General features: G+C 66.7%; 16 protein-coding genes. 3 read left to right on the top strand and 13 right to left on the bottom strand.

Annotation, left to right across the window (positions count from 1 at the left end):
- Nucleotide 1 precedes the first annotated feature (1 nt).
- The 8 genes from ACFFJ7_RS06905 to ACFFJ7_RS06870 all read right to left on the bottom strand — a co-directional run bounded on the left by ACFFJ7_RS06905 (nucleotide 2) and on the right by ACFFJ7_RS06870 (nucleotide 11,820).
- Nucleotides 2-1,165: an ABC transporter permease gene (locus ACFFJ7_RS06905; protein ID WP_166948270.1), complete on the bottom strand. Its 1,164-nt coding sequence runs from the start codon at nucleotides 1,163-1,165 to the stop codon at nucleotides 2-4.
- 3 nt (nucleotides 1,166-1,168) lie between these two features.
- Complete coding sequence (locus ACFFJ7_RS06900) at nucleotides 1,169-2,188, bottom strand: ABC transporter permease (RefSeq protein ID WP_166948268.1); 1,020 nt, start codon at nucleotides 2,186-2,188, stop codon at nucleotides 1,169-1,171.
- A complete protein-coding gene (locus tag ACFFJ7_RS06895) occupies nucleotides 2,185-4,089 on the bottom strand; it encodes an ABC transporter substrate-binding protein (protein WP_377591407.1) in 1,905 nt (634 codons plus the stop codon). Before ACFFJ7_RS06895 ends, ACFFJ7_RS06900 begins: the two co-directional genes overlap by 4 nt.
- Nucleotides 4,086-5,999 carry an ABC transporter ATP-binding protein gene (locus ACFFJ7_RS06890; protein ID WP_377591405.1) on the bottom strand — a complete coding sequence of 638 codons (1,914 nt, stop codon included), beginning with the start codon at nucleotides 5,997-5,999 and terminating at the stop codon, nucleotides 4,086-4,088. The genes ACFFJ7_RS06895 and ACFFJ7_RS06890 overlap by 4 nt, the downstream gene beginning before the upstream one ends.
- An 85-nt stretch (nucleotides 6,000-6,084) precedes the next feature.
- Nucleotides 6,085-8,025: a glycosyltransferase gene (locus tag ACFFJ7_RS06885; protein WP_377591403.1), complete on the bottom strand. Its 1,941-nt coding sequence runs from the start codon at nucleotides 8,023-8,025 to the stop codon at nucleotides 6,085-6,087.
- Complete coding sequence (locus ACFFJ7_RS06880) at nucleotides 8,022-9,233, bottom strand: glycosyltransferase family 4 protein (protein WP_377591401.1); 1,212 nt, start codon at nucleotides 9,231-9,233, stop codon at nucleotides 8,022-8,024. The genes ACFFJ7_RS06885 and ACFFJ7_RS06880 overlap by 4 nt, the downstream gene beginning before the upstream one ends.
- Nucleotides 9,230-10,540, bottom strand: a complete 1,311-nt coding sequence (locus ACFFJ7_RS06875; protein WP_208394041.1) for a glycosyltransferase family 4 protein — start codon at nucleotides 10,538-10,540, stop codon at nucleotides 9,230-9,232. Before ACFFJ7_RS06875 ends, ACFFJ7_RS06880 begins: the two co-directional genes overlap by 4 nt.
- Entirely contained in the window at nucleotides 10,537-11,820 is a 1,284-nt protein-coding gene (locus ACFFJ7_RS06870; RefSeq protein ID WP_246224979.1) for a glycosyltransferase family protein, read from the bottom strand. Before ACFFJ7_RS06870 ends, ACFFJ7_RS06875 begins: the two co-directional genes overlap by 4 nt.
- Nucleotides 11,821-12,095: 275 nt before the next feature.
- On the opposite strand from ACFFJ7_RS06870, the gene ACFFJ7_RS06865 reads away from it, so the two are divergent.
- Both ACFFJ7_RS06865 and ACFFJ7_RS06860 read left to right on the top strand, forming a co-directional pair.
- Nucleotides 12,096-14,813 (top strand): ABC transporter transmembrane domain-containing protein, encoded by a 2,718-nt coding sequence (locus tag ACFFJ7_RS06865; RefSeq protein WP_377591397.1) that lies wholly within the window; start codon nucleotides 12,096-12,098, stop codon nucleotides 14,811-14,813.
- Between the two features lie 124 nt (nucleotides 14,814-14,937).
- Nucleotides 14,938-15,408 (top strand): cyclic nucleotide-binding domain-containing protein, encoded by a 471-nt coding sequence (locus ACFFJ7_RS06860; RefSeq protein WP_166948258.1) that lies wholly within the window; start codon nucleotides 14,938-14,940, stop codon nucleotides 15,406-15,408.
- 147 nt (nucleotides 15,409-15,555) lie between these two features.
- Here ACFFJ7_RS06860 and ACFFJ7_RS06855 read toward each other — a convergent pair whose 3' ends face one another.
- The 5 genes from ACFFJ7_RS06855 to ACFFJ7_RS06835 all read right to left on the bottom strand — a co-directional run bounded on the left by ACFFJ7_RS06855 (nucleotide 15,556) and on the right by ACFFJ7_RS06835 (nucleotide 21,873).
- Nucleotides 15,556-16,746: a porin gene (locus tag ACFFJ7_RS06855; protein ID WP_446686872.1), complete on the bottom strand. Its 1,191-nt coding sequence runs from the start codon at nucleotides 16,744-16,746 to the stop codon at nucleotides 15,556-15,558.
- Between the two features lie 583 nt (nucleotides 16,747-17,329).
- Nucleotides 17,330-18,988 carry an arylsulfatase gene (locus ACFFJ7_RS06850; protein ID WP_377591393.1) on the bottom strand — a complete coding sequence of 553 codons (1,659 nt, stop codon included), beginning with the start codon at nucleotides 18,986-18,988 and terminating at the stop codon, nucleotides 17,330-17,332.
- A gap of 41 nt (nucleotides 18,989-19,029) precedes the next feature.
- The gene (locus tag ACFFJ7_RS06845; RefSeq protein ID WP_377591391.1) at nucleotides 19,030-20,019 is read right to left on the bottom strand and encodes a formylglycine-generating enzyme family protein; all 990 of its coding nucleotides are present in this window, start codon (nucleotides 20,017-20,019) and stop codon (nucleotides 19,030-19,032) included.
- 681 nt (nucleotides 20,020-20,700) lie between these two features.
- Entirely contained in the window at nucleotides 20,701-21,678 is a 978-nt protein-coding gene (locus ACFFJ7_RS06840; RefSeq protein ID WP_377591389.1) for a helix-turn-helix transcriptional regulator, read from the bottom strand.
- A gap of 54 nt (nucleotides 21,679-21,732) precedes the next feature.
- Nucleotides 21,733-21,873 carry a hypothetical protein gene (locus tag ACFFJ7_RS06835; protein ID WP_166948250.1) on the bottom strand — a complete coding sequence of 47 codons (141 nt, stop codon included), beginning with the start codon at nucleotides 21,871-21,873 and terminating at the stop codon, nucleotides 21,733-21,735.
- Nucleotides 21,874-22,214: 341 nt separating this feature from the next.
- Between ACFFJ7_RS06835 and ACFFJ7_RS06830 the strand changes: the two genes are divergently transcribed.
- The gene (locus ACFFJ7_RS06830) at nucleotides 22,215-23,207 is read left to right on the top strand and encodes an oxidoreductase (protein ID WP_377591387.1); all 993 of its coding nucleotides are present in this window, start codon (nucleotides 22,215-22,217) and stop codon (nucleotides 23,205-23,207) included.
- Nucleotides 23,208-23,238 lie beyond the last annotated feature (31 nt).

Below are 23,238 nucleotides of genomic sequence, written 5' to 3'. Positions count from 1 at the left end.
ATCATTCGTGATAGGGGTCGGCCGCGTCGCGCAGGCCGTCCCCCACGAAGTTGAAGGCCAGCACCACGAGCACCACCGGCACGATCGGCCACAGCAGCCACGGCTGCAGGCTGACGGCGGCGAGGTTCTGCGCCTCATTGAGCAGCACGCCCCAGCTCGTCACCGGCGGACGCAGCCCAAGCCCCAGGAACGACAGCGCCGTCTCGCCGAGAATCATCGACGGGATGGACAGCGTGGCCGAGGCGATCAGGTGGCTCATGAAGTTGGGGATGAGATGGCGCGCGATGATGCGCGTCCGCGAGGCGCCCATCAACTCCGCCGCCTTGACGAAGTCTTCCTCCCGCAGCGCCAGCAGCTTCGAACGGACGGCCCGCGCCAGCCCCGGCCAGTCGAGCAGGCCCAGAATGATGGTGATGCCGAAGAACACGGCGACGGGCGACCAGTTCGCCGGCAGCGCGGCGGAAAGCGCGAGCCACAGCGGCAGCTCCGGCAGCGAGCGGAGGATCTCGATCAGCCGCTGGATGGCGCTGTCCACCCAGCCGCCGAGATAGCCCGCGACGCCGCCGAAGAACAGCCCGAGCGCGAACGACACGCCGATTCCCACCAGCCCGATGACGAGCGAGATGCGCGCACCATAGATGATGCGCGACAGCAGATCGCGGCCGAGCCTGTCCGTGCCCATGAGGAAGAACGTACCCCCCTCCGGCGGGCAGACGAGGCGGAAGCGCATCTCCACGAGCCCCCAGAAGCGGTAGGGCGAGCCCTGGCAGAAGAAGCGCAGCCGCTGCGGCGCCGTGCGGTCCACGACATAATCGCGCGTGAACGTCTCCTTGTTGAAGGTGAAGCTGTAGGGATAGACAAACGGCCCGACGAACTCACCGTCGTGGAACAGGTGCACGGGCTGGGGCGGCGCGTAGAGGAAATCGCCGTTGCGCTCCGACTGCCCATAGGGCGCGATCACCTCGACGAAGGGCACCATGGCGTAGAAGAACAGCAGCACGAAGGCCGAGACGACCGCGAGCCGGTTACGGCGGAACTTCCACCAGATCAGCGCCAGCGACGAGGCACGGTAGAAGCGCTCGTCTTCGTGCCGTCCGGGATCGGAAACGCCCGGATCGAACGGCTGCGCATCGACGAAATGGGGCGTCGCGAGCTGTTCCCTCATGCCTCAGCGCCCCCCGAGCCGGATGCGCGGATCGAGCCACGCGAGCAGGATGTCCGAGATCAGCATGCCGACCACCGTCAGCACCGCCACGAACATCAGGATAAAGCCGGCGAGGTACTGGTCCTGCGCCTTCAGCGCCGCGAGCAGGATGGGCCCCACCGTCGGCAGGCTCATCACCAGCGACACCAGCACCGAGCCGGAGACGAGTTGCGGCAGCAGATTGCCGATGTCTGAAATGAACGGGTTGAGCGCCATGCGGAACGGATATTTCAGCAGCGCCTTGCCCGGCGGCAGCCCCTTGGCGCGGGCGGTGACGTAGTACTGCTTGCCCAGTTCATCGAGCAGGTTGGCGCGCATGCGCCGGATCATCGCCGCCGTGCCGCCGAGCCCGATGACGATGGTCGGCACGATGAGATGCTCCGCGAGCGAGCGCACCTTCTCCGCCGTCCACGGCGCGCCGGCGAATTGCGGGTCGTAGAGCCCGCCGATGGAGATGCCGAACCAGCGGTTCATGTAATAGAGCAGGATCAGCGCGAGCAGGAAGCTCGGCGTCGCGAGCCCCAGATAGCCGAACAGCGTCACCACATAGTCGCCGATCGAATACTGGCGCCGGGCGGAATAGATCGCGATGGGGATCGCCACCACATGCACGAAGATCACCGTGGTGAGGTTGAGCAGCAGCGTCAGCCACAGCGCGTCTCCCACCACCTCCCGCACCGGACGGTCGTATTCGAAGGACCAGCCCCAGTTGCCCTGCAGCAGGCCGGCATGATCGCCGCCGGGTCCGGGCCACACGCCCACCCAGGCGAGATACTGCTCCCACGCGGGCCGGTCGAGGCCGTATTGCGCCACGAGGAATTCCGCCCGCGCCGCTGCCGAGGCATCGCCCTGCGCACGCAGTTCCGCGATCTGATTGGTGAGGAAATCGCCGGGCGGCAACTTGATGATGATGAAGATCAGGGCGCTGATGATCAGCAGCGTCACCAGCATGGTCGCGAGGCGGCGGGCGAGATAGCGGATCATGACGGCGCCTGCCCGCGCCTGCCCGCGTCGTCCCAGAACAGCGCATCGATGCGGTAGACGCCGATCATCGCCGTCGGCTCCCAGCTATAGACCGCGTCCTCCGGCAGATTGCGCAGGCCGTCCCGCAGCACGATGGGCTGCAACGCACCCGCCACGGTGCCGATGATCCACTGCTCGTCGGCGTGCATTTCGAGCATCTGGTGCCAGATGCCGGTCTTGACGACGTCCCTGCTTTCCTCCAGCCATTCGCCGTAGAGCGCGAGCAGCCGGCGCGGCACCTCCATGTCGCAGGCCTCGCCGACCTTGCCGCCGGTCTCCATGTACTGCCCCCATTTCGGCCAGGCGTAGTTGTCCTGATACACGGGCGCGAGCCCCGTCGGCGGCATGATCTCGGTCGGCATGGCGTTGTCGAGACCGGGTGCGGCGATCATCACCGGCAGGCCGGAATAGGAGCGGTTGCGCAGCACGGTGCGGTCCTGCGGCTTGATGAACAGCTTGACGCCGATATCGCGCCAGAACTCGGTGATGAGCTGCAGCGCATCGACCGCCACCGCCGCGTCGCCCTCCACCTCGACCACGATCTCCAGGATGCGCCCGTCCGGCAGCAGGCGCACGTCGCCCGGCCCGCGCGCGGCGAGCCCCGCCTCGTCCAGCAGCGCGTTGGCGGCCGCTGGATCGTATTGCGCGAAGCGGCTGCGGTACTCGGGCCGGAACAGGCGAGACCCCTCGCGCACCGTGTTGTTGCCCTCGGTGCCCAGCCCGAAGAACAGCGCGTTGTTGAGGGTGTTGCGGTCGATGCCGAGCGACAGCGCCCGACGGAAGCGCACGTCCCGGTTCAGCGCCCGCCATACCGGATCGGCCGCCGTGAGGTTGGGATAGAGCGCCACTTCCGAGCCGCGCGCGATGGGCCACATCAGCGTGCGGTAGCCATGCGCCTTCTCGCCCTGCTTCAGCACGGGGATATCCGCCATGTTGAGCCCGCGCGACATCAGGTCCACCTCGCCGGCGTTGGCCTTGGCGGCGAAGAGGCCCGGCGAGGCGAGATCGACGACGATCTCGTCCACGTAGGGCAGTTGCTGCCCCGTCGGATCCACGCGGTGGTAATAGGGGTTGCGCCGGAAGACGAACCGGCTCGCCGGCCCGGCATTCGTCACCCGCCACGGATAGACGGTGGGCATGTCCGGGTCGGCCTCGTCGCCCATGGCGTCGTAGCGGTTGTGGAGCGCCGCCCAGGAGCGCACGTTCGCCGACGCCACCCGCCGCGCCAGTTCCGCGTCTCCCGCATAGCGGCTGTGGAACTGCCGCAGGTAATGGGCGGGCGAATAGATCAGCGCATCGCGCGGCCCGGCCAGCGCCGGCAGGAAACGCGGGTTGGGAACCTCCCACGTGTAGCGCACGGTCAGCGCGTCGAGCACCTCGAAGCGGGGCGGCTCGCCCGCCGCCAGCATGAACATGGGCGGCCCGGCCGGGTTGAGGTCCCGATGGAGCGCCACATCCTCCCACCAGTAGCGGAAGTCCTCCGCGGTGAACGGCGCGCCGTCCGACCAGCGGTGGCCCTTGCGCAGGTGCAGCGTGAACACGCGCCCGCCCTCGCTGTCGACGGCGCGCAGCAGGTCGGGCGTGAGATCGAGGTTGCGGTCGTAGCCGACGAGGCGGGTGTAGGCCATCGTTGACAGATAGCGAATGTCGCGCGCTCGCGGCACGAGCGTGACGATGCGCCCGCCGCGTACGCCGATCCTGCCGCCTTCCGCGCGCGGGTCGTAGACCAGCGGCTCCTCCGGCGGGCTGCCCGTCTCGCGCGTCTGCGTCACGTCCTGGGCCGCACCGGCATCGACGCCGAGCAGCGCGGCGGTGGACAGGCCGCCCAGTCCGAGGAGTATCTGCCGGCGATCGATCGTCATGCTGCCTCCTCGACTGTGTGCACGCCGATGCGCACGCGGTGGCCGTTGCCGAGGTCCTGCATCGTCCCGATGTGTCCGGGCTGCAGGCGGAACGGCATCGGCCATTGCGCGGGGTCGGAGAAACTGCCGGAGCGCAGGGCGGCGAAATCGAGCGGATGGTCGAGATCGGGGCTCGGCACCGCCGCGAGCAGCGCCCGCGTGTAGGGGTGATGCGGATTGGAGAACAGCACCTGCTTCGGCGCCTGCTCGACGATATAACCCCGGCACATCACGGCGATCTCGTCGGCGATGTAGTCGACCACCGCGAGGTTGTGCGAGACGAACAGGTACGACAGTCCCATCGCCGTCTGCAGGTCCTTCAGCAGGTTGAGCACTTGCGCCTGCACCGAAACGTCAAGCGCCGAGACCGGCTCGTCGCACAGCAACAGGCGGGGACGCAGCGCGAGCGCGCGGGCGATGCCGAGCCGCTGCCGCTGGCCACCGGAAAACGAATGCGGGTAGCGGCGCAGATGGCGGCGTTCCAGCCCGACGCGCTCCACGAGTTCGACGGCCCGCTGGTAATGCGCGTCGCTGTCGCCCACGCCGTGGATGACGAGCGGCTCGGTCAGCAGTTCGTAAACCGTCATGCGCGGATTGAGCGACGAGAACGGGTCCTGAAACACGAACTGCACATCGCGGCGGAACGCCATCAGGTCGTCGCCCGTGAGCGTGGCGATGTCGCGCGGCCCCGTGTTCGCGCCTTTGCCGTCATCGAACAGCACACGCCCGCCGCTGGCCGGGATGGCGCGCATGACGATCTTCGACAGAGTCGTCTTCCCGCAGCCCGATTCCCCCACCAGTCCCAGCGTGCGGCCCGGCGGCAGCGACAGGCTGACATGCGAGACGGCGCGCACCTCCCCCACGTTCTTCCGGAAAAGACCGGCGCGGCGCGTGTAGGTTTTCGACACGTCGTCGATGATCAGGATCGGCCCCCGGGTGGCGGCGGGCCGCTCCGCCGCCGCGACCGGCGCAATCGCCACGGCCTCGCGGATGGGCGTCAGGCGTTCGCCGGGCTGCATGCCGAAGCGCGGCACGGCCTTCAGCAGCGCCTTGAGATAGGGATGGCGCGGATCGCGGAACAGCGCATCGCGCGCGCCCGATTCCACGATCCGGCCGCGATACATCACGGCCATGGTGTCGGCCATGTTGGCGACAACGCCGAGATCATGCGTGATCAGCAGGATGGCCATGCCGGTTTCGGCCTGCAGGTCGCGCATCAGGTCGAGAATCTGCGCCTGTGTGGTCACGTCGAGCGCAGTCGTCGGTTCGTCGGCGATGAGCAGCGCCGGGCGGCAGATCAGCGCCATCGCTATCATCGCCCGCTGGCGCATGCCGCCCGACAGCTCGAACGGATAGGTGTCGAACACGCGCGCGGGATCGGCGAAGCCGACGCGGGCGAACACCGCCTCCGCCTCCCGGCGCGCCTCCTTCGCGGTGATGTCCCGATGCAGCGTCACCGCTTCCGCCACCTGGTCGCCGACCGTGTGCAGGGGTGACAGCGAGGTCATCGGTTCCTGAAAGATCATGGCGATGCGCCCGCCGCGCAGCCGGCGCATGGGCTTGCCGTCCGCATCCAGCCGGGCGATGTCGATGCGCTTGCCGCCTGCCGGATCGGCGAAGACGAGCGAGCCGCCGGTGATGGCCGCCGATCGCGGCAGGATGCGCAGGATCGCCTGCGCCGTCACCGATTTTCCGGAACCCGATTCGCCGACCAGCGCCAGCGTGCGCGCGGCCGGAATGTCGAAGGAAACGCCGTGCAGCGCCCGGAACGGCGTGCCCCCGCCGGCGAAATCGATCACCAGATCGCGCACCGTGAGCACGGGCGACGCCTGAGACGCTGTATTAGGGAACCGACGCTCGTCCTCCGCCACGCCGCATCACTCCAGCCCGACAATTGCAACCTAGTCTAGCACCGCCTGATCCAGTGAATACCGATTTTTGCATGACGTCCTCATGTCACGCGGCACACCAGGCTTCCTCCTCGCCCGCTTCCCGGAACAACCGCCGCGCGTCCGCGCGCACCACCGCCGGATGATCGAGGAGGAAGGCCAGCAGATCGTCGCAGAACGCCCAGGTCGCCTCGTCCTGCGCCAGATGGTGGGTCAGCAGCCCGAGCACGATCTCGCCGCCCGCCGCCGCCCGAGCGCGCACCGCGAGCGCCGCACGGTCGTCGATCTGTGCCAGCGGCAGCAGGCCGCCGCCGCCATGCCAGTCGATGGGGTCGATGTGCGTGTGGGCGATGGCGAGGCCCCGAGCCCGTCGCGCGTCGGGTCGGGCAGCCTTGCCCGCCGCCGAAAGGCCGGCGAAGCCGCAGGCGGCGAGTTGCACGGCAAGGTCGTCGCTGACACGGTTCCACGGCGGCACGAAGACCGGCAGCAGCCGCGCGCCGAATGTCTCGCCGGCACGGCGCAAGCCCTCGGCGGCGTCCTTGCACAGCGCGGCGAGCGGCCGGTGCGGGCCGAACTCGGCTTTCTTTTTCCCTTCCGGCGCGTGGTTTGCGTGCGACAGCCCGTGCACGAGCACACTGGCCAGCGGCTCACCCGCGAGCCGGTCCGCCAGCGCTTGCGTCGCGTGGGCGGGAATGGCGGCGATCGCCACGGGCAGGGCATGTTTCGCGGCGAGCGCCAGCAGGCGGTCGAGCGCCGGCGTCGGCGCCACCGCATCGTCGTCCCGCCACCACAGCGCCACGCTGCCGCCGCCAGCGGCCACTTCGTCGAGCGCTCGCGACAACGCCGGAAAGCGCCGGCACCGCGCCTGCGCGAAGCGCGCGACGAGAGCGACGCTCGCCGCCACGCCGTCCCGGTCGATGGCAGCCTCCGGCGGCAGCGGGCGCGCCAACGTCTGCGTCACAGCCTGCGCCAGCGCCTGTGCCGAAAGCCCGGCCTCCGGCACCACGGCGAACGGCCACACGCCCGCCTCGGCGAGACTTTCCGCGCGCAGGCGCTGTTCCGTCTCGCGCCCGGCCTCGAACGGCACCACGACCGCACGCACGCGCGCGCGCACGATGTCGATAACGGTGTTGTATCCCGCCTGGCTGACCGATAACGCCGCCCGCGCCAGCAGCGCCGGAAAATCGGCCCGCGCCCGTTCGACCGTCATATGGGCGGGCGCCTCCCCGGCCAGCGCGGCGAACGCTTCCTCCGGGACGCCGCGCCCCACGAGCAAGCGCCAGCGGTGCCCGGCAACGGACCGCGCCGCCCCGAGCGCGGCGCGGAACAACGGCAGCGAGGCCGCGCTGCCGCCGCCGGAGACGACGATCTCGCCAGCGCCGTCGGCACCCTCGCCGGCCGGCGTGACGGGACGGTCATCGATGTAGCCGGTGTAGTGCAGCAGCGGCGCGATCTCCGCCGCGACAGGCCACGACCGCTCCAGCGGCAGCACGGCGGCGTCGCCATGCACCAGCACGCCGTCATAAAGCGCCAGAAGCCGCGCATGCGCTTCCTCCAGCCGCCCCGGCTTGGACGGCGCGACCAGCACGTCGCGGACGGAAGACAGGATGGCCGCACGCGGCACCAGCGCGCGCGCCGCTCCCGCCAACGCCAGAAACTCGTCCGCCAGCACCCGCCGGCCGAAGGGAAACAGTTCGGTGATCACGACATCAGGCCGCAGGCCCGCCACGGCCTCCATCATCAGCCGCCGCCGTTCCTCCATGATGGTGTCGCCCGCCGGCGCGCCGTCCGATCCGAGCAGCGCGGAAAAGGCCGTGCCGACGATATGCACCGGCGGGAGCTGCACCAGCCTCACCCCATCCATGGCGACAAGCGGCGCGGGCGCGCCGCCGGAAATAAGCGTCACCTCGTTCCCCGCCGCCGCGAGGCCGCGCGCGAGCGCCGCCGCCCGTGCCAGATGACCGACGCCCAGCAGATGGGTGACGGCGATGAGCACCCTCGATGTCATACACCTTCCCTCCCGGAGCTTTTTCCGATTTCAGGAAGTCGGAAAAAGCTCCGCGATTCTTTGTCTGGAATGAATGCTGATCGATCAGCATTCATTCCAGGCAGCGGCGACAGCGCGGCGCGCAGCGTATCGGCGGCATGATCAAGCGTGCGCGATCGCGCCACCAGCGCAAGGGCGCCACCGCCAAGAACCGCCCGGCGGGCGGGATTTTCGATCAGCGCCGCGAGCGCCTGCGCGAAAGCTTCGACGTCGCCAGGCGGCGTAAGCACGCCCGTTTCCCCGTCGATCACGACGCTCGCCACACCGCCCCATGCACCGGCGAGCGACGGACAGCCCTGCGCCGCCGCCTCCAGGAAAATCATGCCGTAGGCTTCGTTGACGGCCGGCCAGACCAGCAGATCCGCCCCCGCGTAGAGCGCGGCGAGTGCCGCCGCGTCGTCGACAAGGCCGAGGAAGACGACCTCGCCGGCAAGCCCCGCGAACAGCGCCTCTACCTCCGCGCGTGCCTCGCCGTCGCCCGCGACGGTCAGCCGCCACGGCTTGGCCACCCGCGCGAGGGCGCGCGCCAGCAGGCGGAAGCTTTCCAGCTTGTCGCCCCGGCGCATCATCGCCACCGTCAGCAGCTCGGCGACCGGCCGCGGCGGGCGCGGCTCCCGGCGCCCCGGGACGGCATCGATAAAAGGCGGCAGGTCGACGAGCCGCTGTCCGCCGGCGTGCAGCCGCTCCAGCATCGCGCGGTCCTGCGCCGTCATGACGAACAGCACGTCCGCCGCCCGCAGCGCCGCTTCGTTCGCCGCATGGGCCCGCGCGAAGGCGCCGGCCGCGCGGCGCGGCGCGTGCGACGCCTCGGCGATGCAATAGGGAATCGACAGCGCCCGTGCCACCGCCGGGCCGACACGGTCCACCGCCTTGTAATAGCTGTGATAGGTGAACCACAGGGCGGGCCGCGCGCCCGGCTCCCGCGCATAGAGCGTCAGCAGCCGCGCCGCCTCCGCCTCCGCCGCCTCGGCCAGCGCGTCCTGCGCGCCGTCCGCGCCTGTGGGTTCATAGGCGCGCAGCCGGCTTTCCAGGCGCGGCCGGAAACCCGCGTGCGACAGCGCGGCGAAGAGCAGCCGCGCCATGCGCCTGTCGCCCGACGCCACCGGATGGTCCGGCGCCTTCATCGGCGCATAGTAGGCAACCGCCCTACCCCCGCCGGCTGCCGTCACGTGACGGGGTCCCGCTGCCCATGCGCGAAGGAGACGGCAACGCCCAGCGCAGCCCGCAGCCGCGCCTCGATGGTGTCGATACCCGCGTCCAGCGAGAAATCCTCACGCAGGCGATCGGCCGCGGCGAAGCCGAGCACCTCGCGCCGGGCGGGATCGCGCGCCAGCAGGTTGATGGCGTTGGCGAGCAAGTCCCAACGCGCCGGGGGAACGAGCACGCCCTCGCGCCCGTCACGGATAAACTCCGGAATGCCGGCAAAATCGGTCGCCACGATGGCGAGCCCCTGGCTCGCCGCCTCCATGATCACGTTCGGCAGGCCGTCGCGGTCGCCGGCTTCGCCCGGCTTGGAAGGCAGCACGAACAGGTCCGCCTCCCGGATAAGGGCTATCACGTCCGGCTGCGCGCGCGGCCCCAGGAACGCAACCTTGTCGGCGATGCCCTCGCGCAGCGCCTGCGCCTTCAACTCGTCGAGCAGCGGGCCGCCGCCGAGGTGGGCGAAACGCCAGTGCAGCCCCTCCGGCAACGCAGCCAGCGCCGCGAGCAGGTCGTCGAATCCCTTCTTCGCCACCGCCCGCCCGACGGACACGATCCGCACCGGATCGGCGGGATCGGAGCCATCCCGGTGCGAGGGCTCGGGCGGCGCCGGGAAGCGGCACAGATCGAGCCCGTGATAGGCGAGCGCCACATGGTCGCGATGCGGCGCAAGCGCGTTCAGATGCTCGCGGCCCGTGCGCGTGCAGGTGACGCCCCACAGCGCATCGGCCAGCTTCTCGCGCTTTTCCCACTCCGGCGTGGTCCAGATGTCCTTGGCGTGGGCCGAGAAGCTCCAGCTTATGCCGCGCAGCAGCGCCGTGTAGCGGGCGACGGATGCCGGCGTGTGCAGGAAATGGACGTGCAGGTGGCCGATGTCGCCGGGCAGCTCCCGCGCCATGACGAACGCCTGCCCCAACCTGCGGATGCGGCTGATGGTGCCATCGCGCGCGAAATCACGCCAGAACTGGCGCAGCACCGCGCCGAACCCCGGCAGGCGCGCGCTGGCGAGAAAGCCGCGCAGCACCCGCAACGGCGCATTGTGCAGATATTCCGGCAGGTAGGTGACCGGCGCATGGATCGCCTTGTGCATGGGATGCACGGCCTTGTCGGTGGGATAGCGCAGCGACCAGATCTCGAACGGCAGATCGCGCTGCTGCAGGGCGAGCAGCTCCTGCGCGACGAACGTCTCGGAAAGGCGCGGGTAGCCCTTCACCACCATGGCGATTCGTCTGTGAGGCGCTTCCCGGCGCCGGATGGTCGATAGGGCCTCGGTCATTCAGCCGCCTGAGTGGGTACGGATTGCAGATGGTGCGCCTCCTTGAGGAAGGATGCAAGCCGTGTCTTGATGACCTCCAGCCCGTCGAGCAGTCCCGGCACCACGACGTCGGAGGGGCGCGGCTGCTGCTGCAGCATCCTGATCGCCGACGCCATGCGCGCCGGATCGCGCCCGCTGCCATCCTCGCAGAGCATACGCGCCAGCCCGAGCTTCTCGGCCTGCACGGCGCGGATGTACTGCTCCAGCCGCGGGCGCGTGCGCGGCACGATGAGCGCCCGCTTGTCGAAAGACAGCAGTTCGCAGAACGTGTTGTAGCCGCCCATGGCCACGACGCCGGCGGCGCGGTCCATCAGCACCTCCAGCTTGGCGTCGAAGCCGAGCGCGTCGAGCTGCGGAATGCGGGCGATGCGCGCCATGAAGCCGTCGCGCCGCTCCCGGTTGAGAAACGGCCCGAACACGATCAGCGCGGGGATGTCCGGCGCATCCTGCGTTTCATAGGCGGAGATCACCCAGTCGATCACGTCCTCGCCGTCGCCGCCGCCGCCCGTCGTCACCAGCACGAAGCGGTCGTGCGTGAGTTCGGGATAGCGCGCGAGCCGCGATTCGCGCGGCACCTCGCGGCGCAGGTAGCCGGTGTAGATGATTCGCCGCCTGACCTCCTCCGACAGGCCCAGCGCCTCCAGCGGCTCGTGGATCTGCGGCAGGCCATAAATCCAGATCTCGTCGTAACAGGCGGCGAGCGCCTCTGTCGCGCCCTTGCGCGTCCATTCCGGCACCAGCAGCGCCGGCTCGTCGAGAATGTCGCGGATACCCAGCACGAGCCTCGCGCCGCGCGCGCGCAGCAGCTCCAGCGCCGGCATCACCTCGCCGCGAAAGCCGGTCGGCTCCTTGTCGACGATGAACAGGCCCGGGCGGAAGGATTCCGCCGTGCGCGCGATGATGGCGGCGCGCAACGCGACCGCCTCATCGATGCTCATGTTGAGATTGAGGCTGCGGTAGCCTCCGTCCGGCTGCTTCACCACGCCGGGGATGCGCACATAATCGACGCCCGGATCGAACTCATAGTTGCCGATCACCGGCGAGCCGGAGACGATCAGCACCGACACCGCCGGGTTATGCGCCACGATGGCGTTGGCGATCGCGCACGCGCGGCGCAGGTGGCCGAGGCCGAACGTGTCGTGGCTGTAAATCATGACCCGGTCGGCCAATGGCCATGCTTCCCCGGCGCCTACGCCATTGGACCGTCCCGGCCCCGACACCATATCATTGACCGCTGCCATCACGGACAGCCTCCCGTAACCATGATGACAATAGCTCGCGCCCTGAACGGACAGGGTACCAGCATGAACGGAATCCCGCCGGCAGGCAATCGCCCGAATGTCGCGCCGGCGCAAGAAAATCGGACCGCCGGCACACAGCTTATCGGGCGTTCCGCGCAGCTTGTCCACAGCGGCGCCATTCGCCCGCAAGCGCAGCCGGAGCCCTTGCGCCGCACGCCGCAGGTCGCATACTGCTGTCGGCGCGGGACATCGCGGGATGGCAACGTCGCGGGGAAATGCTCTTGGACAGGTCGTTGTTCCGATACATATGGCGGTATTCGAAGCGCGACCAGATCGCGATATTCATCGTCGTCATCGCGTCGCTGCCGTTCTATTTCCTGTCGCTCGACCTGCCGAAGCAGATCGTCAACGACGCCATCGTGGGGCAGGCGTTCCGCGACGGCGTCACGCACACCACGTTTCTCGATCTCGGCTTCGACCTGCCCGCCTTTCTCGGCGGCGGCACGGTGACGCTCTTTCCCGGCATCTCCGTCAACCAGATCGGCCTTCTGCTGGGGCTCTCCTTCCTCTTCCTCGCCTTCGTCTGCATCAATGGCGCCTTCAAGTACTGGATCAACATCGCCAAGGGCGCGCTGGGCGAACGCATGCTGCGGCGGCTGCGCTTCGATCTCTTCTCCACCGTCGTGCGCTTCACGCCGGATACGCTGCGGGCCGTGCGGCCCTCGGAAACCGCGACCATCATCAAGGACGAGGTCGAGCCCATCGGCGGCTTCATCGGCGATGCCTTCGTGCAGCCGCTGCTGCTCGCGAGTCAGGCGGCGACGGCGATGACCTTCATCATGATGCAGAGTGTGCAGCTCGGTCTCGTCGTGCTCTTCATCGTCGGCATCCAGTTCACCGTCATCCCGCGCCTTCGCCGCATCCAGTTGCGGCTCGGCAAGGAGCGCCAGCTCGCCTCCCGGCTGCTGGCGGGGAGAATCGGCGAGGTGGTGGAAGGCATGGACGCCGTCCACGCCCACGGCACCGGCCGCTGGGAAAAGGCCGAGATCGGCGAGCGCCTCTACCGGCTGTTCGACCTGCGCTTCCGCATCTTCAAGTGGAAGTTCATGGTCAAGTTCCTGAACAATTTCCTGTCGCAGCTCACGCCGTTTTTCTTCTATTCCGTCGGCGGCTATTTCGCGCTCACCGGCCGCCTCGATATCGGCCAGCTCGTCGCCGTCATCGCCGCCTACCGCGACCTGCCCCCTCCCCTCAAGGAGTTGATTGACTGGGACCAGCAGCGCCTCGACGTGCAGATCAAGTACGACCAGATCATCCAGCAGTTCGTGCCGGAGCATCTGCTGCCGGAGGAGCCCGGCATTTCCGCCGGCATCAACACGACGCGGCTCGCAGGCCCCGTCAGCATCGAGAAGCTGCGCGTGCTGGACAGTAACGGCGCTACGCTTGTCGACGACATTTCCGTCTCCTGGGAATATCCGGCGAGCGTCGCGCTCGTCGGCAACCCAAGTCCGGCGCCACACGCCATCGCCGACGTGCTGGCGCGCCGCATCATCCCCGCCGCCGGCACCGTCACCATCGCCGGGCAGGACTTCCTGCGCCTGCCGGAGGAGGTCACCGGCCGCCGCATCGCCTGCGCGGGCGCGCAGCCGCGTCTCTTCCCCGGCAGCCTGCGCCACAACCTGCTCTACGGCCTGCAACACAAGGTGACCCCGGCCGATTCCCGCCTGCCGGACACCGCCGACGCGGCCGAATACATCCGCATCAGGGAGGCGCTGCGCACCGGCAACCCGCTGGACAGCCCCGACGACGACTGGCTCGACCACGCCACCATCGGCATGCTCTCGGACAAGGAAATCGACGACATGCTGCTGGAAAATCTCGCGCTCGTGGGCATGGGCGACGACGTCTTCAACTTCGGCATCAACGGTTGGGTCGACACCGCGCGCTATCCCGCGCTCGCGGACAAGATCGTCGAGGCGCGCAACCACCTGCGCGCGCGGCTCGCCCAGTGCGACATGAGCGAACTGATCGAGACCTTCGACGAAAGCCGCTATGCGAACCTCGCCAGCATCGGCGAGAATCTGCTGTTCGGCGCCTCGCGCGATCCGCTGTTCAACGGGCGCGGGCGGGCGCGCAATCCGCTGCTGCTGCGCGTGCTGGACGCGGAGGGGCTGACCGGCGACCTCGTCGGCATAGGCGCGCGAATCGCCTCGACCATGATGGAGATCTTCGCCGACCTGCCTCCGGATCATCCCCTGGTGACGCAGTTCTCGTTCCTGGCATCGAACGAAATGGACGACTACGAGCGCGCGCTCTCCCGCTGGTCGCAGCAGGGCCTGCGCGGCCTGGGCCCGGAAGACCGCGAGCGGTTGCTGGCCCCCTCCTTCGATTATATCGAGCCGCGACACCGTCTCAGCCTGCTGGACGACGCCCTGCGCGCGCGCATCCTGAAAGCGCGGCGGCACGTGCGCGACGAGATAGTGCGCACGGACGGCCAGTGGAATCTTGAGCCCTACGACCCCGACAAGCTCTGTCACAATGCGATGTTGCGGGACAACCTGCTCTTCGGCCGCGTCGACCTGCGCATCGCCAACGCGCGGGCGCGGGTCACGAAGGTGGTCGTCGATGTCGTCAACGATCTCGAACTGCGGCCGGCGATCAGCGCCGTCGGCCTCGATTTCGAGGTCGGGCCGGGCGGCCGCATGCTCACCGCCCGCCAGCGGGGGGGCGCCGATCTCGTGCGCTGCATCGTCAAGAAACCCGATATCCTCGTCATCGACGGCGCGCTGTCCGCCTTTTCCGATACGGATGCCGACGCCATTCTCGAATGCCTGCACACCCTGTTCAGCGACCGCTGCCTCGTCATGATCGGCCGGGACGAAACCGGCCTCAGCGGGTTCGACACCGTGATCACCTTCAACGACGAGGGCTCGTTCTCGCAGCGGGAGGATGCGGCGGGGGCGCCGCCGCGCCGGCAATCGGCACTGACCTGAAGGCGGCCGGGAGGGCGCGTCCGATTCGGACGCTTTATTTGTTCGCCCGACCGCCTTATCGTTCCGGCATTGTCGCGGGCGGATGGATCGGGCGTGGCGGGGAACGGTCACCGGAGGGCGGACCATGACTCTTGAAACGGAAGTGCAGGTGCTGCGGCGGGTTCCCATGTTCCGTGGCCTCGACAAGGGACGCCTCAAGCTCCTCGCCTTCACCAGCGAGCGCGTGAGCTTTCCGGGTGGCCAGATCCTGTTCAACCGGGGCGACACGTCGGACGCCGCCTACGTCATTCTCGACGGCCGCGCCGATGCGCTGCTGGACACGCCCGCGGGTGCGTTCAAGGTGGCCGAGTTCGGCGCCCATGACATCGTCGGCGAGATGGGCGTGCTGGCGGATACGCCGCGTACCGCGACAGTGCGCGCCGCGACGGACCTGCTGGTGCTGCGCATCGACAAGCAGGTGTTTCTGGAACTGCTCAACCAGTTCCCGCAAATTTCCATCGCCGTCATGCGCGAACTCGCCCACCGGCTGGAGCGCACCACGATTCGCCTTGCCGAAACGGCGCCGGCGGACGGTGCCTCCCCGTCGCACGATTGAGGCATCGGCACAAAGCGAAAGCCCGCCGGTGCGGACCGGCGGGCTTTCGCTTTTTCATGCCCTGCGTCGTCATGCCCTGCATCTTCGCAAGGCCCTGTCCCATCCTGCCGCAGCGCCGGCAGCACGAGGCGGCCGGCGCAACCGCAATCAGAAGTCGCGCTGCAGGCGCAGGCGGGTCTGGATCGAGTCTTCCGAACGCTTCACGTAGATCGGCGCGTTGTAGTCCACGACGTCAAAGCGGTTGCGCTCCAGACGGCCGTAGAGGACCTCGACACCGATGTCGAACTTGGACACCGGCGACCAGATGAGGGCCGAGCCGACCTGCCAGACATTGAAGTCGCGGAACAGCGCGTTATCGAGCTTGACCGGCGAATCGTAGGACACGTTCGTGTAGGAGCCCCAGAGGGTCGAACGCACGGACGGCGTCCAGTAGTGAACACCCGCGGCGGTGATGTTCCAGCCGGCGGTGGTCTTGATATCGCCGTTGACGATATAGCCGTCCGCAATGGTGTTGACGACCTTGCCCGTCGTGTTGTTACCGGTGATGCCGAGGTAGCTGAGGGCACCGTCCGCATAAGCAGCCTGCAGCCACAGTACGTCACCCGCGCCGAGCTGCGGGAGCTTGAACTTCACGCCGCCCTGAACGGCCCAGCCGTAGGCCGTGTCGACGCGCGTACCCCAGCTGCCGCCCCACGGATTATAGATCGTGCCGGAGTTGAGCTGATGCAGGGCGCCTGACAGCTGGGCGGAGCCCCAGTCCTGATCGACGCGCAGGTTGGCGACGACGTCCGGCAAGCGCTGGCCGGCAACATCGTAATAGTTCGCATTGATCTGGCGGTTGCCGCGGTCTTCGAGCGAGATGGTGGCCGAGAAGCCCGAACCGAACGTGGCGGTGTAGGCCAGCAGGTTGGTGGAGGCATCAGAACCGGCATTGCCGCCGAAGCTGCCCCAGTTCAGGTCATCGGCGTAGAAGTCGAAGAACGACTGTGCCTGACCGGCGGTAATGCCGGCCCACTGGATATAGGCCTTGTCGACCAGCGCGCCGCTGCCGGTGCCCTGGTTGCCGGTGTTCTTGTCGATCTGGAAGCGCAGATAGGCGCGCAGCGTGCCGAAGTCGGTCGGCGTGCGGACATCGACGTTCAGACGGGCGCGGGCCTTGATGCCGGTGGCATCCTTGTAGCGACCGTTGCCTACGCCATAGGCGTCGGTCCGGCCGTTCTTCGGTTCGGCATAGACATAATCGGCGCGCATGCGGCCCGACAGCTGGATGCAGCTATCCGTGCCGGGAACGTACCAGAAGCCAGCCCCGTATGTGGAGCAAACACGAACATATTCCACGGGCGCAGCCTTGGTTGCAGGCAGATCGGCAGCCTGCGCACCCGAGAAAGCAAAGAGTCCGGCTGCGGAACCAAGAAGAAGGCCTTTTGCGATCTTCATAATCATCAATCTCCCAAATGTCATATCTTGCGGCTTCATATGGAAGCCAAAAACCGCAAGCCGAGGCTCGCCGGAACGTATCCGATCCCGCCGCCATATCCGGCTTCGGACTGGGCAAACACGATCCATGTCCGCAACCTGTTTCATAACGCGCGACAAGACAATACCACTTTCCGCAAATATGTCGCAATTCGAACCATTCTTGCCTGATGTTGCACAAATGACGCTTCATATGTCGTTATGCATGGGGAATATGTCACGGATGTCGGCGCGACATGGAAACCGCGACGGAAACGGCGTAGGGAACGCGACATCCGAACAGGCAGCCCGCCGGCGCGGGGGAGGCAGCCCGGATATTGCGTGAACGCGGCCGAGGGGGGGCAGCAAAGCAGGCCGATACGCCATCGATATGAGTCGCGGTGAGCGGGATCCGGCGGAGGAAGAGGAGCCCCGGAAGGCCCCTCTTCCTTGTCCAACGCGCGACTTATCGTGCCGGAGTCAGCCGTTCGACATCCTGCAGGCGCTTCAACGCTGCCTGCTGGCGCAACATGCCGTAGTTGATGCCGCCGGCGTTCAGCGAGCTGCCTTCCTGATAGGGGAACTTGTCGAAATCGGTGAAGAACTCCTTGATCTTCCCCTGAATGGGAACGAGCAGCCACATGTTCCGGGCCAGGAACTCGGTGGCGCCGCCGCCTTCCCTCATTCCGCGCTCATAGGGATCCATCCGCAGGTTGGTGATCAGCGCCCAGGCCGGGGTCTCTCGCGTCGCAGTCGCGATGTTGCCCTCGCCGGCGATGGCGAAGCTCAGCTTCCAGTCGTTCCAGCGGATGGCATTCAGGTTGCCGCCCTGATCGAAGTAATACATCGCATCGCGAGGTGGCGTCTTGGCCTCTCCCTTCAGCAGGGAGGTGAGATCGTAGCCGTCGAGATGGACCTTGAACGTCTTCGTGCCGGAGGTGAAACCCGTCTTCAATGTCTCCTTCAAATCCGGAATGCCTGCCGCCGCCGCGAAGGTGGGCATCCAGTCCATGAGCGTGACGATGTCGTTGATCTGCGAACCCGGCTTCACCACACCGGGCCAGCGCACCAGCATGGGAATGCGCATGCCCCCCTCCCAGGTGGTGCCCTTCTCGCCGTGGAACGGCGTCATGGCGCCATCCGGCCACAGGGCCAGTTCCGCGCCGTTGTCCGTGGTGTAGAGGACGATGGTGTTGTCGGCGATGCCGAGGTCGTCCAGTTGCTTGAGGAGCTGGCCGATATGTCCGTCGTGCTCCACCATGCCGTCCGCCTCGATGCCCTTGCCGGTCTTGCCGTCGCTCTCGGGCTTCAGGTGGGTGAAGACATGCATGCGGGTCGAATTGAACCACACGAAGAACGGCTTTTCGGCCTTGTGCTGCCGGTCGATGAAGTCTTTCGCGGCGGTGAGGAACTCTTCATCCACCGTTTCCATGCGCTTCTTGTTGAGAGGGCCGGTATCCTCGATCCGCCCGTCCGCATGGGAATGGATGACGCCGCGTGGGCCGTACTTCTTCCGGAACTCGGGATCCTTCGGATAGAAATAGCCCTCCGGCTCCTCCTCGGCATTCAGATGGTACAGATTGCCGAAGAATTCATCGAAGCCGTGATTGGTCGGCAGGTGCTGGTCCTGGTCGCCCAGATGGTTCTTGCCGAACTGGCCCGTGGCATAGCCCCTGGTCTTCAGGACATCGGCGATGGTCGGCATCCAGTCGGTGATGCCGTGGGGATCGCCGGGCATGCCGATGGTGAGCAGGCCGGTGCGGAACGGCTCCTGCCCCAGGATGAAGGAGGCGCGCCCTGCAGTACAGCTCTGCTGGCCGTAGGAATCGGTGAAGATCGCACCCTCGGCGGCGATGCGGTCGATATTCGGCGTGCGATAGCCCATCAGGCCCATGGTGTAGGCGCTGATCTGCGATACGCCGATGTCGTCGCCGAAGATGACGAGGATGTTCGGCGGCTTGCCGCCGGCGCCGGACGCCGGAGCGGCGTTCGGAGAGGACTGGGCAGCGGCCCGCGATCTGGACCCGAGCGTCGCCGCCGCGGCAACGAGCGCGGTCGAGCCCGCAAGAAGCGAGCGGCGCGACCAGGCGCCGGGTTCCGGAGAATTGTTCTGATCCTTCGACATGGATTTTCCTTTCTCATGGATGACGTCTTGCATCGCGGCTGTCAGCTTTCTTCACGGTGCCGTTCGCGCCGCACGCATCGGAAGCCGACATGGCTCATGGCGCTGTCGATCGGCTGAGCATGCCGGGCAGCCGGGCGATATCGGCGGCAATAGTTGGGCGCACACAGGTGCGAGCCACCTTTGACCACCTTTCTGGGAATGCGGATGGTCGGAAGCGCGGGATCGAAGCTCGCCTCTTCATTGCCGCCACGGGGGTTCTGGGGAATGCAGCAAGCCTTCCCTGCATCTTCCGGATGATGGGTGGACCAGAAATCGGCGGTCCATTCCCAGACATTGCCGATCATGTCGTAAAGGCCATAGCCGTTTGCCGGGAAGGACTTCACGGGCGACGTCCGCTCGAAGCCGTCGAGCGCGAGGTTCTGGAACGGGAACTCGCCTTGCCATGTGTTCGCCATCTGGCGGCCGTCGGGGTTTAATTCGTCGCCCCATGCGAATTCGGCGCCGTCAAGGCCGCCGCGCGCCGCGAACTCCCACTCCGCTTCCGTCGGAAGTTCCTTGCCGGCCCAGCGGGCGTAGGCTTCCGCATCCGTATACGCGACATGCACCACCGGGTGATCGTCCAGCCCCCTGATGGACGAGCCGAGACCATACGGGCGTCGCCAGCTCGCGCGGGAGCGAAACTCCCACCATCGGCTCCAGTCGCGCAGGTCCACCCGCCCGTCGGGCGGCGAGAACACCAGCGAGGCGGCCCTCAGCATCTCGGGACGCGCGCCCGGATAATCCTTCGGATCCGGCGCGACTTCCGCGACGGTGACATATCCGGTCGCCTCGACGAAGGCACGAAACTGGATGTTGGTCACCGGCGCGGCGTCTATGAAGAAGCTGTCGACCGTCACCCGATGGACCGGCCGCTCCTCCGGATAATGCCGGTCAGAGCCCATGCGGAACGTGCCGCCGGCGATGAAAACCATTTCGGAGGGAGGGTCGGCAACAGGTTCGGATAAACCTGCGCGGCGGACCGTATGGCTCATTTCGTCACCATCAGAGAACGGGAGGCGGCAGGAAACCGACGCTCCGGCCGGCCCGGAACTACACGCAGGCATGCCGCCACAGGGCGACCGCGCACGCCGCGGAGCCAGGCTCCCAAGCACGGCTTCGCGTTCCGGCAGCCGGTACAGGAGCTGCGGGAGCGCCGAGAACACGACACTCATTCGCGCGCTCGACCAGCCCGGGCTTCAGCTGTCGGTCAGCTCAGGGTAATGGATAATGTGTGAAACGATCGTCGCGATGCGTAACGCTTTTTCGCGCACAGCGGAGTTCAAGCTCCGCCACGCTGTTGGTTTTTCAAGTGCAGATGCCACTTTTAGGTTTATACCCAACTTTTAATATTATAGTCGACAACTAATGACGGGGTCAATACAGCTCCCGCCAAACCGCTCACATCCCTTGAATTCGCCAGCGACGAAACTCGAAACCAATTGAATTCAACAATCTCTGCTGAACCCGGACAGAGTGTACCAATATACCGTCGCCGTGCTACTCAATAAGCGGAACGGACTGGCCGGATCCTGCAAGGAAAGCGGCTGCCGGCCTTAAAGGCCGTTAGAGCAGCTAGAATCTGTCCTGTTTCAACGTAAACAGGACAGATTCCAGATTCCTTGTTTTGAGCGAATTCTGATCGATCAGACGATTCCATCTGATCGGAACGCGCTCTAGCGATGGCGTTTCAGCGTCTCGGACGGCTTCTCACCGTAAGCCTCGTAGTATCGCCGCGCGAAATGTCCCATGTTGCCGAAGCCGCAAAGCAACCCGACGGAGGTGACGCTGGTATCCTCCGCCGGGGCGCTGAGCAGCGCATGCGCGTATCGCAGCCTGACGCGGCTCACATAGGTCATTGGCGAGATCCCGTAAGTTCGCCGGAAAAGATGGAACAGGCTCCGGGCCGTCGTCTGTGTTTCCTCGACTATCGCCTCGATGGTGATGGCACGGTTCCAGTTCGCCTCGATATAGTCGACAGCGCGGCGTATCTGCCAGGGCGCCGCCGCACGCGGCGTGCCTTCCAGCCAGTGGCTGTAATTGTGCTGATTGCCGTAGAGAAAGTGCACGATGATCGCCTGCTCGATTTCCTCCACGACGAGGGGTGGCAGGAGCGCATCGCTGCGGTCGAGTTCCCGCGTGAGGTAGTCGATCAGCCGGACCTGCGATGCGGAGTGCCGGGGATTGCCGGTCGGACCGCCGATGAGCTGGAGGGGTGGATCAATCGATTGGCCGACCAATGCGGCAAGCTTGCGCGTCAGCGCGGCGGCCCCCATCCGCAAGACGATATGGGCGAAATCTTCGCCGTACGTCAGTCTTCCTCCGGCCCCCGGGCCGCCGACGACCCCGATCGCCCCGTCTACCGTCACCGTGTGGTGATTCCAGTCAACTTCTCCAGCCCCTCTCAGGGGAAAGCCCTGAACGAAGCAGTCAAGCTGCAGAACGCTCGCCCGCAGCGGCGCTCCGTAGCTCATGTACGCAAGGCCGATCGAGCCCAGTGCGCAATGGTTCACGACGCTGTCGAACGCTCGTCCTCTGGCGGGAATGTCAATGGAACGCACGGAAAAGATCGGGCTGAGCCATTGCCGCAGTTCATCCGGGTCCCGCGTGCGCAGGCCAGGATGCGTATGGAGCGGTGGCATTGCAGATACCAAGCCTCGATCCTCCAGTTAGCCTTTCAGCGAAAACCAATATACAAACTGGACAACTTATAACCAACCGGCGGTGCCGGCGATGAGGCCAACCCGGCCGGTTCGGACGCCGACCGGATCAAGGGCAGCGCGTACCGCGATGTCTTCGCGTTCGAAGCCTGCGGCGAAGCGTATCACCGGGCGCGTGAGCTTGCGCACCCAGTTGCCTCCTGATCCGGCATCGCGCAACAGACCACGTGATCACGGATATAACCCGGCAGAGACGGAGAACCTAGAGAAGACATAAACAGGATAGAATAGCCCCGCCAAGGCCATCCTGACGGAGACTGCCCCCGCCGGGAGGGCATCACCGCCTCTTCCCTCGTCCAGCAGGACGGCACTCTGATAAATATTTTTATTCAATATGATAGCCGCCTGTGACACGAGCAGCACCGCCGTTGTCGACGGCGCCGGGAGAGGCCTTATTCGTTTGACATCACACAATTCTCTAGTAAGTTCATCGACAAAATCATCAATGACTCAGGTCGAGTATCGTCGGAATGGTCGCCCATCCCAGTTTCGCAGTGCCGTTGTTCAACTCATTCAGGTTTGGCGGACGCATTCTCCGGAATCGTTTTGTCATGCCGGCGATGACTCGGCGCTTCTCCACGAGAGGTGTGCCGGGGAGTGATGTCGGCGCCTACTACAAGCGGCGCGCGGAGGGAGGCACCGGCCTCATCATCACCGAGGGCGGATACATCGACACCGAGGGGCCGCTGTCACAGCCGGATGTTCCCGTCTTCTTCGGCGAGGCGGCGCTGGCCGCGTGGCGTGACATCGTCCATGCGGTGCATGACGCCGGCGCGGGGATCGCGCCCCAGATCTGGCATGCCCACCTGAAGCCGGATCCGGACACGGGGTCGATCCCGCCGGAAAGCGTTGCGCAACTTCTACACACATATGTAGCGGCCGGCGCGGAAATCGCCCGCGCCGGCTTCGATGGCGTGGAGATTCAGGGCGGAGGCAAGCATACCGCCGACCTGTTCACCACGACGGGTGACGGAGAGCCGTTGGTGACAGCAGTCGTCCGCAGTGTCCGCAGGGAGGTGGGGGATGATTTTCCGATCATCCTGCGCGTGAGCGAGTGGCGCCGTTCCGACGGCAGGACGCCGCTCGCGCAAAGCGACGCGGAACTCTCGGCCCTGCTGCGCCCCTGCGCCGATGCCGGTGTGTCCATCTTCCACCTCGATACGGCGGCGTTCGACGTCTTGCCCTACGGTGGCGCATTCGCCGGCGATCGTCCGCTTGCCTCCCGTGTCCGGGAGCTGACGGGCCGGCCCGTCATCGCGGTCGGAGGCATTGCCGTGGCGGATCCCGCCATGACGCTCGGGAATCTGGAAACGCTGGCGCGCGCCGTGGAACGTGAGAAGATCGACATGGTGGCTCTGGGAAGGGCCCACCTGGCCGATCCCGCATGGGTGGAAAAATTCCGGACGGGCCGTCTCGCAGAAGCGCGGCCATACGACGAGAGCCTCCGCGGGACACTGCACTAGAGGCCGTCAGTGACGATGGATCGAGGCCTGG

The organism is Pseudochelatococcus lubricantis (assembly GCF_042432495.1).
Lineage (GTDB): Bacteria > Pseudomonadota > Alphaproteobacteria > Rhizobiales > Beijerinckiaceae > Pseudochelatococcus > Pseudochelatococcus lubricantis.
This window is presented reverse-complemented; position numbering and strand designations above follow the sequence as displayed.

Bases quoted from the DNA above. Each gene is read 5' to 3' on its own strand.
- ACFFJ7_RS06905 (WP_166948270.1), bottom strand. From the start codon at position 1,165: ATGAGGGAACAGCTCGCGACGCCCCATTTCGTCGATGCGCAGCCGTTC.
- ACFFJ7_RS06900 (WP_166948268.1), bottom strand. From the start codon at position 2,188: ATGATCCGCTATCTCGCCCGCCGCCTCGCGACCATGCTGGTGACGCTG.
- ACFFJ7_RS06895 (WP_377591407.1), bottom strand. From the start codon at position 4,089: ATGACGATCGATCGCCGGCAGATACTCCTCGGACTGGGCGGCCTGTCC.
- ACFFJ7_RS06885 (WP_377591403.1), bottom strand. From the start codon at position 8,025: ATGACATCGAGGGTGCTCATCGCCGTCACCCATCTGCTGGGCGTCGGT.
- ACFFJ7_RS06875 (WP_208394041.1), bottom strand. From the start codon at position 10,540: ATGACCGAGGCCCTATCGACCATCCGGCGCCGGGAAGCGCCTCACAGA.
- ACFFJ7_RS06870 (WP_246224979.1), bottom strand. From the start codon at position 11,820: ATGGCAGCGGTCAATGATATGGTGTCGGGGCCGGGACGGTCCAATGGC.
- ACFFJ7_RS06865 (WP_377591397.1), top strand. From the start codon at position 12,096: ATGCTCTTGGACAGGTCGTTGTTCCGATACATATGGCGGTATTCGAAG.
- ACFFJ7_RS06860 (WP_166948258.1), top strand. From the start codon at position 14,938: ATGACTCTTGAAACGGAAGTGCAGGTGCTGCGGCGGGTTCCCATGTTC.
- ACFFJ7_RS06850 (WP_377591393.1), bottom strand. From the start codon at position 18,988: ATGTCGAAGGATCAGAACAATTCTCCGGAACCCGGCGCCTGGTCGCGC.
- ACFFJ7_RS06845 (WP_377591391.1), bottom strand. From the start codon at position 20,019: ATGAGCCATACGGTCCGCCGCGCAGGTTTATCCGAACCTGTTGCCGAC.
- ACFFJ7_RS06830 (WP_377591387.1), top strand. From the start codon at position 22,215: ATGGTCGCCCATCCCAGTTTCGCAGTGCCGTTGTTCAACTCATTCAGG.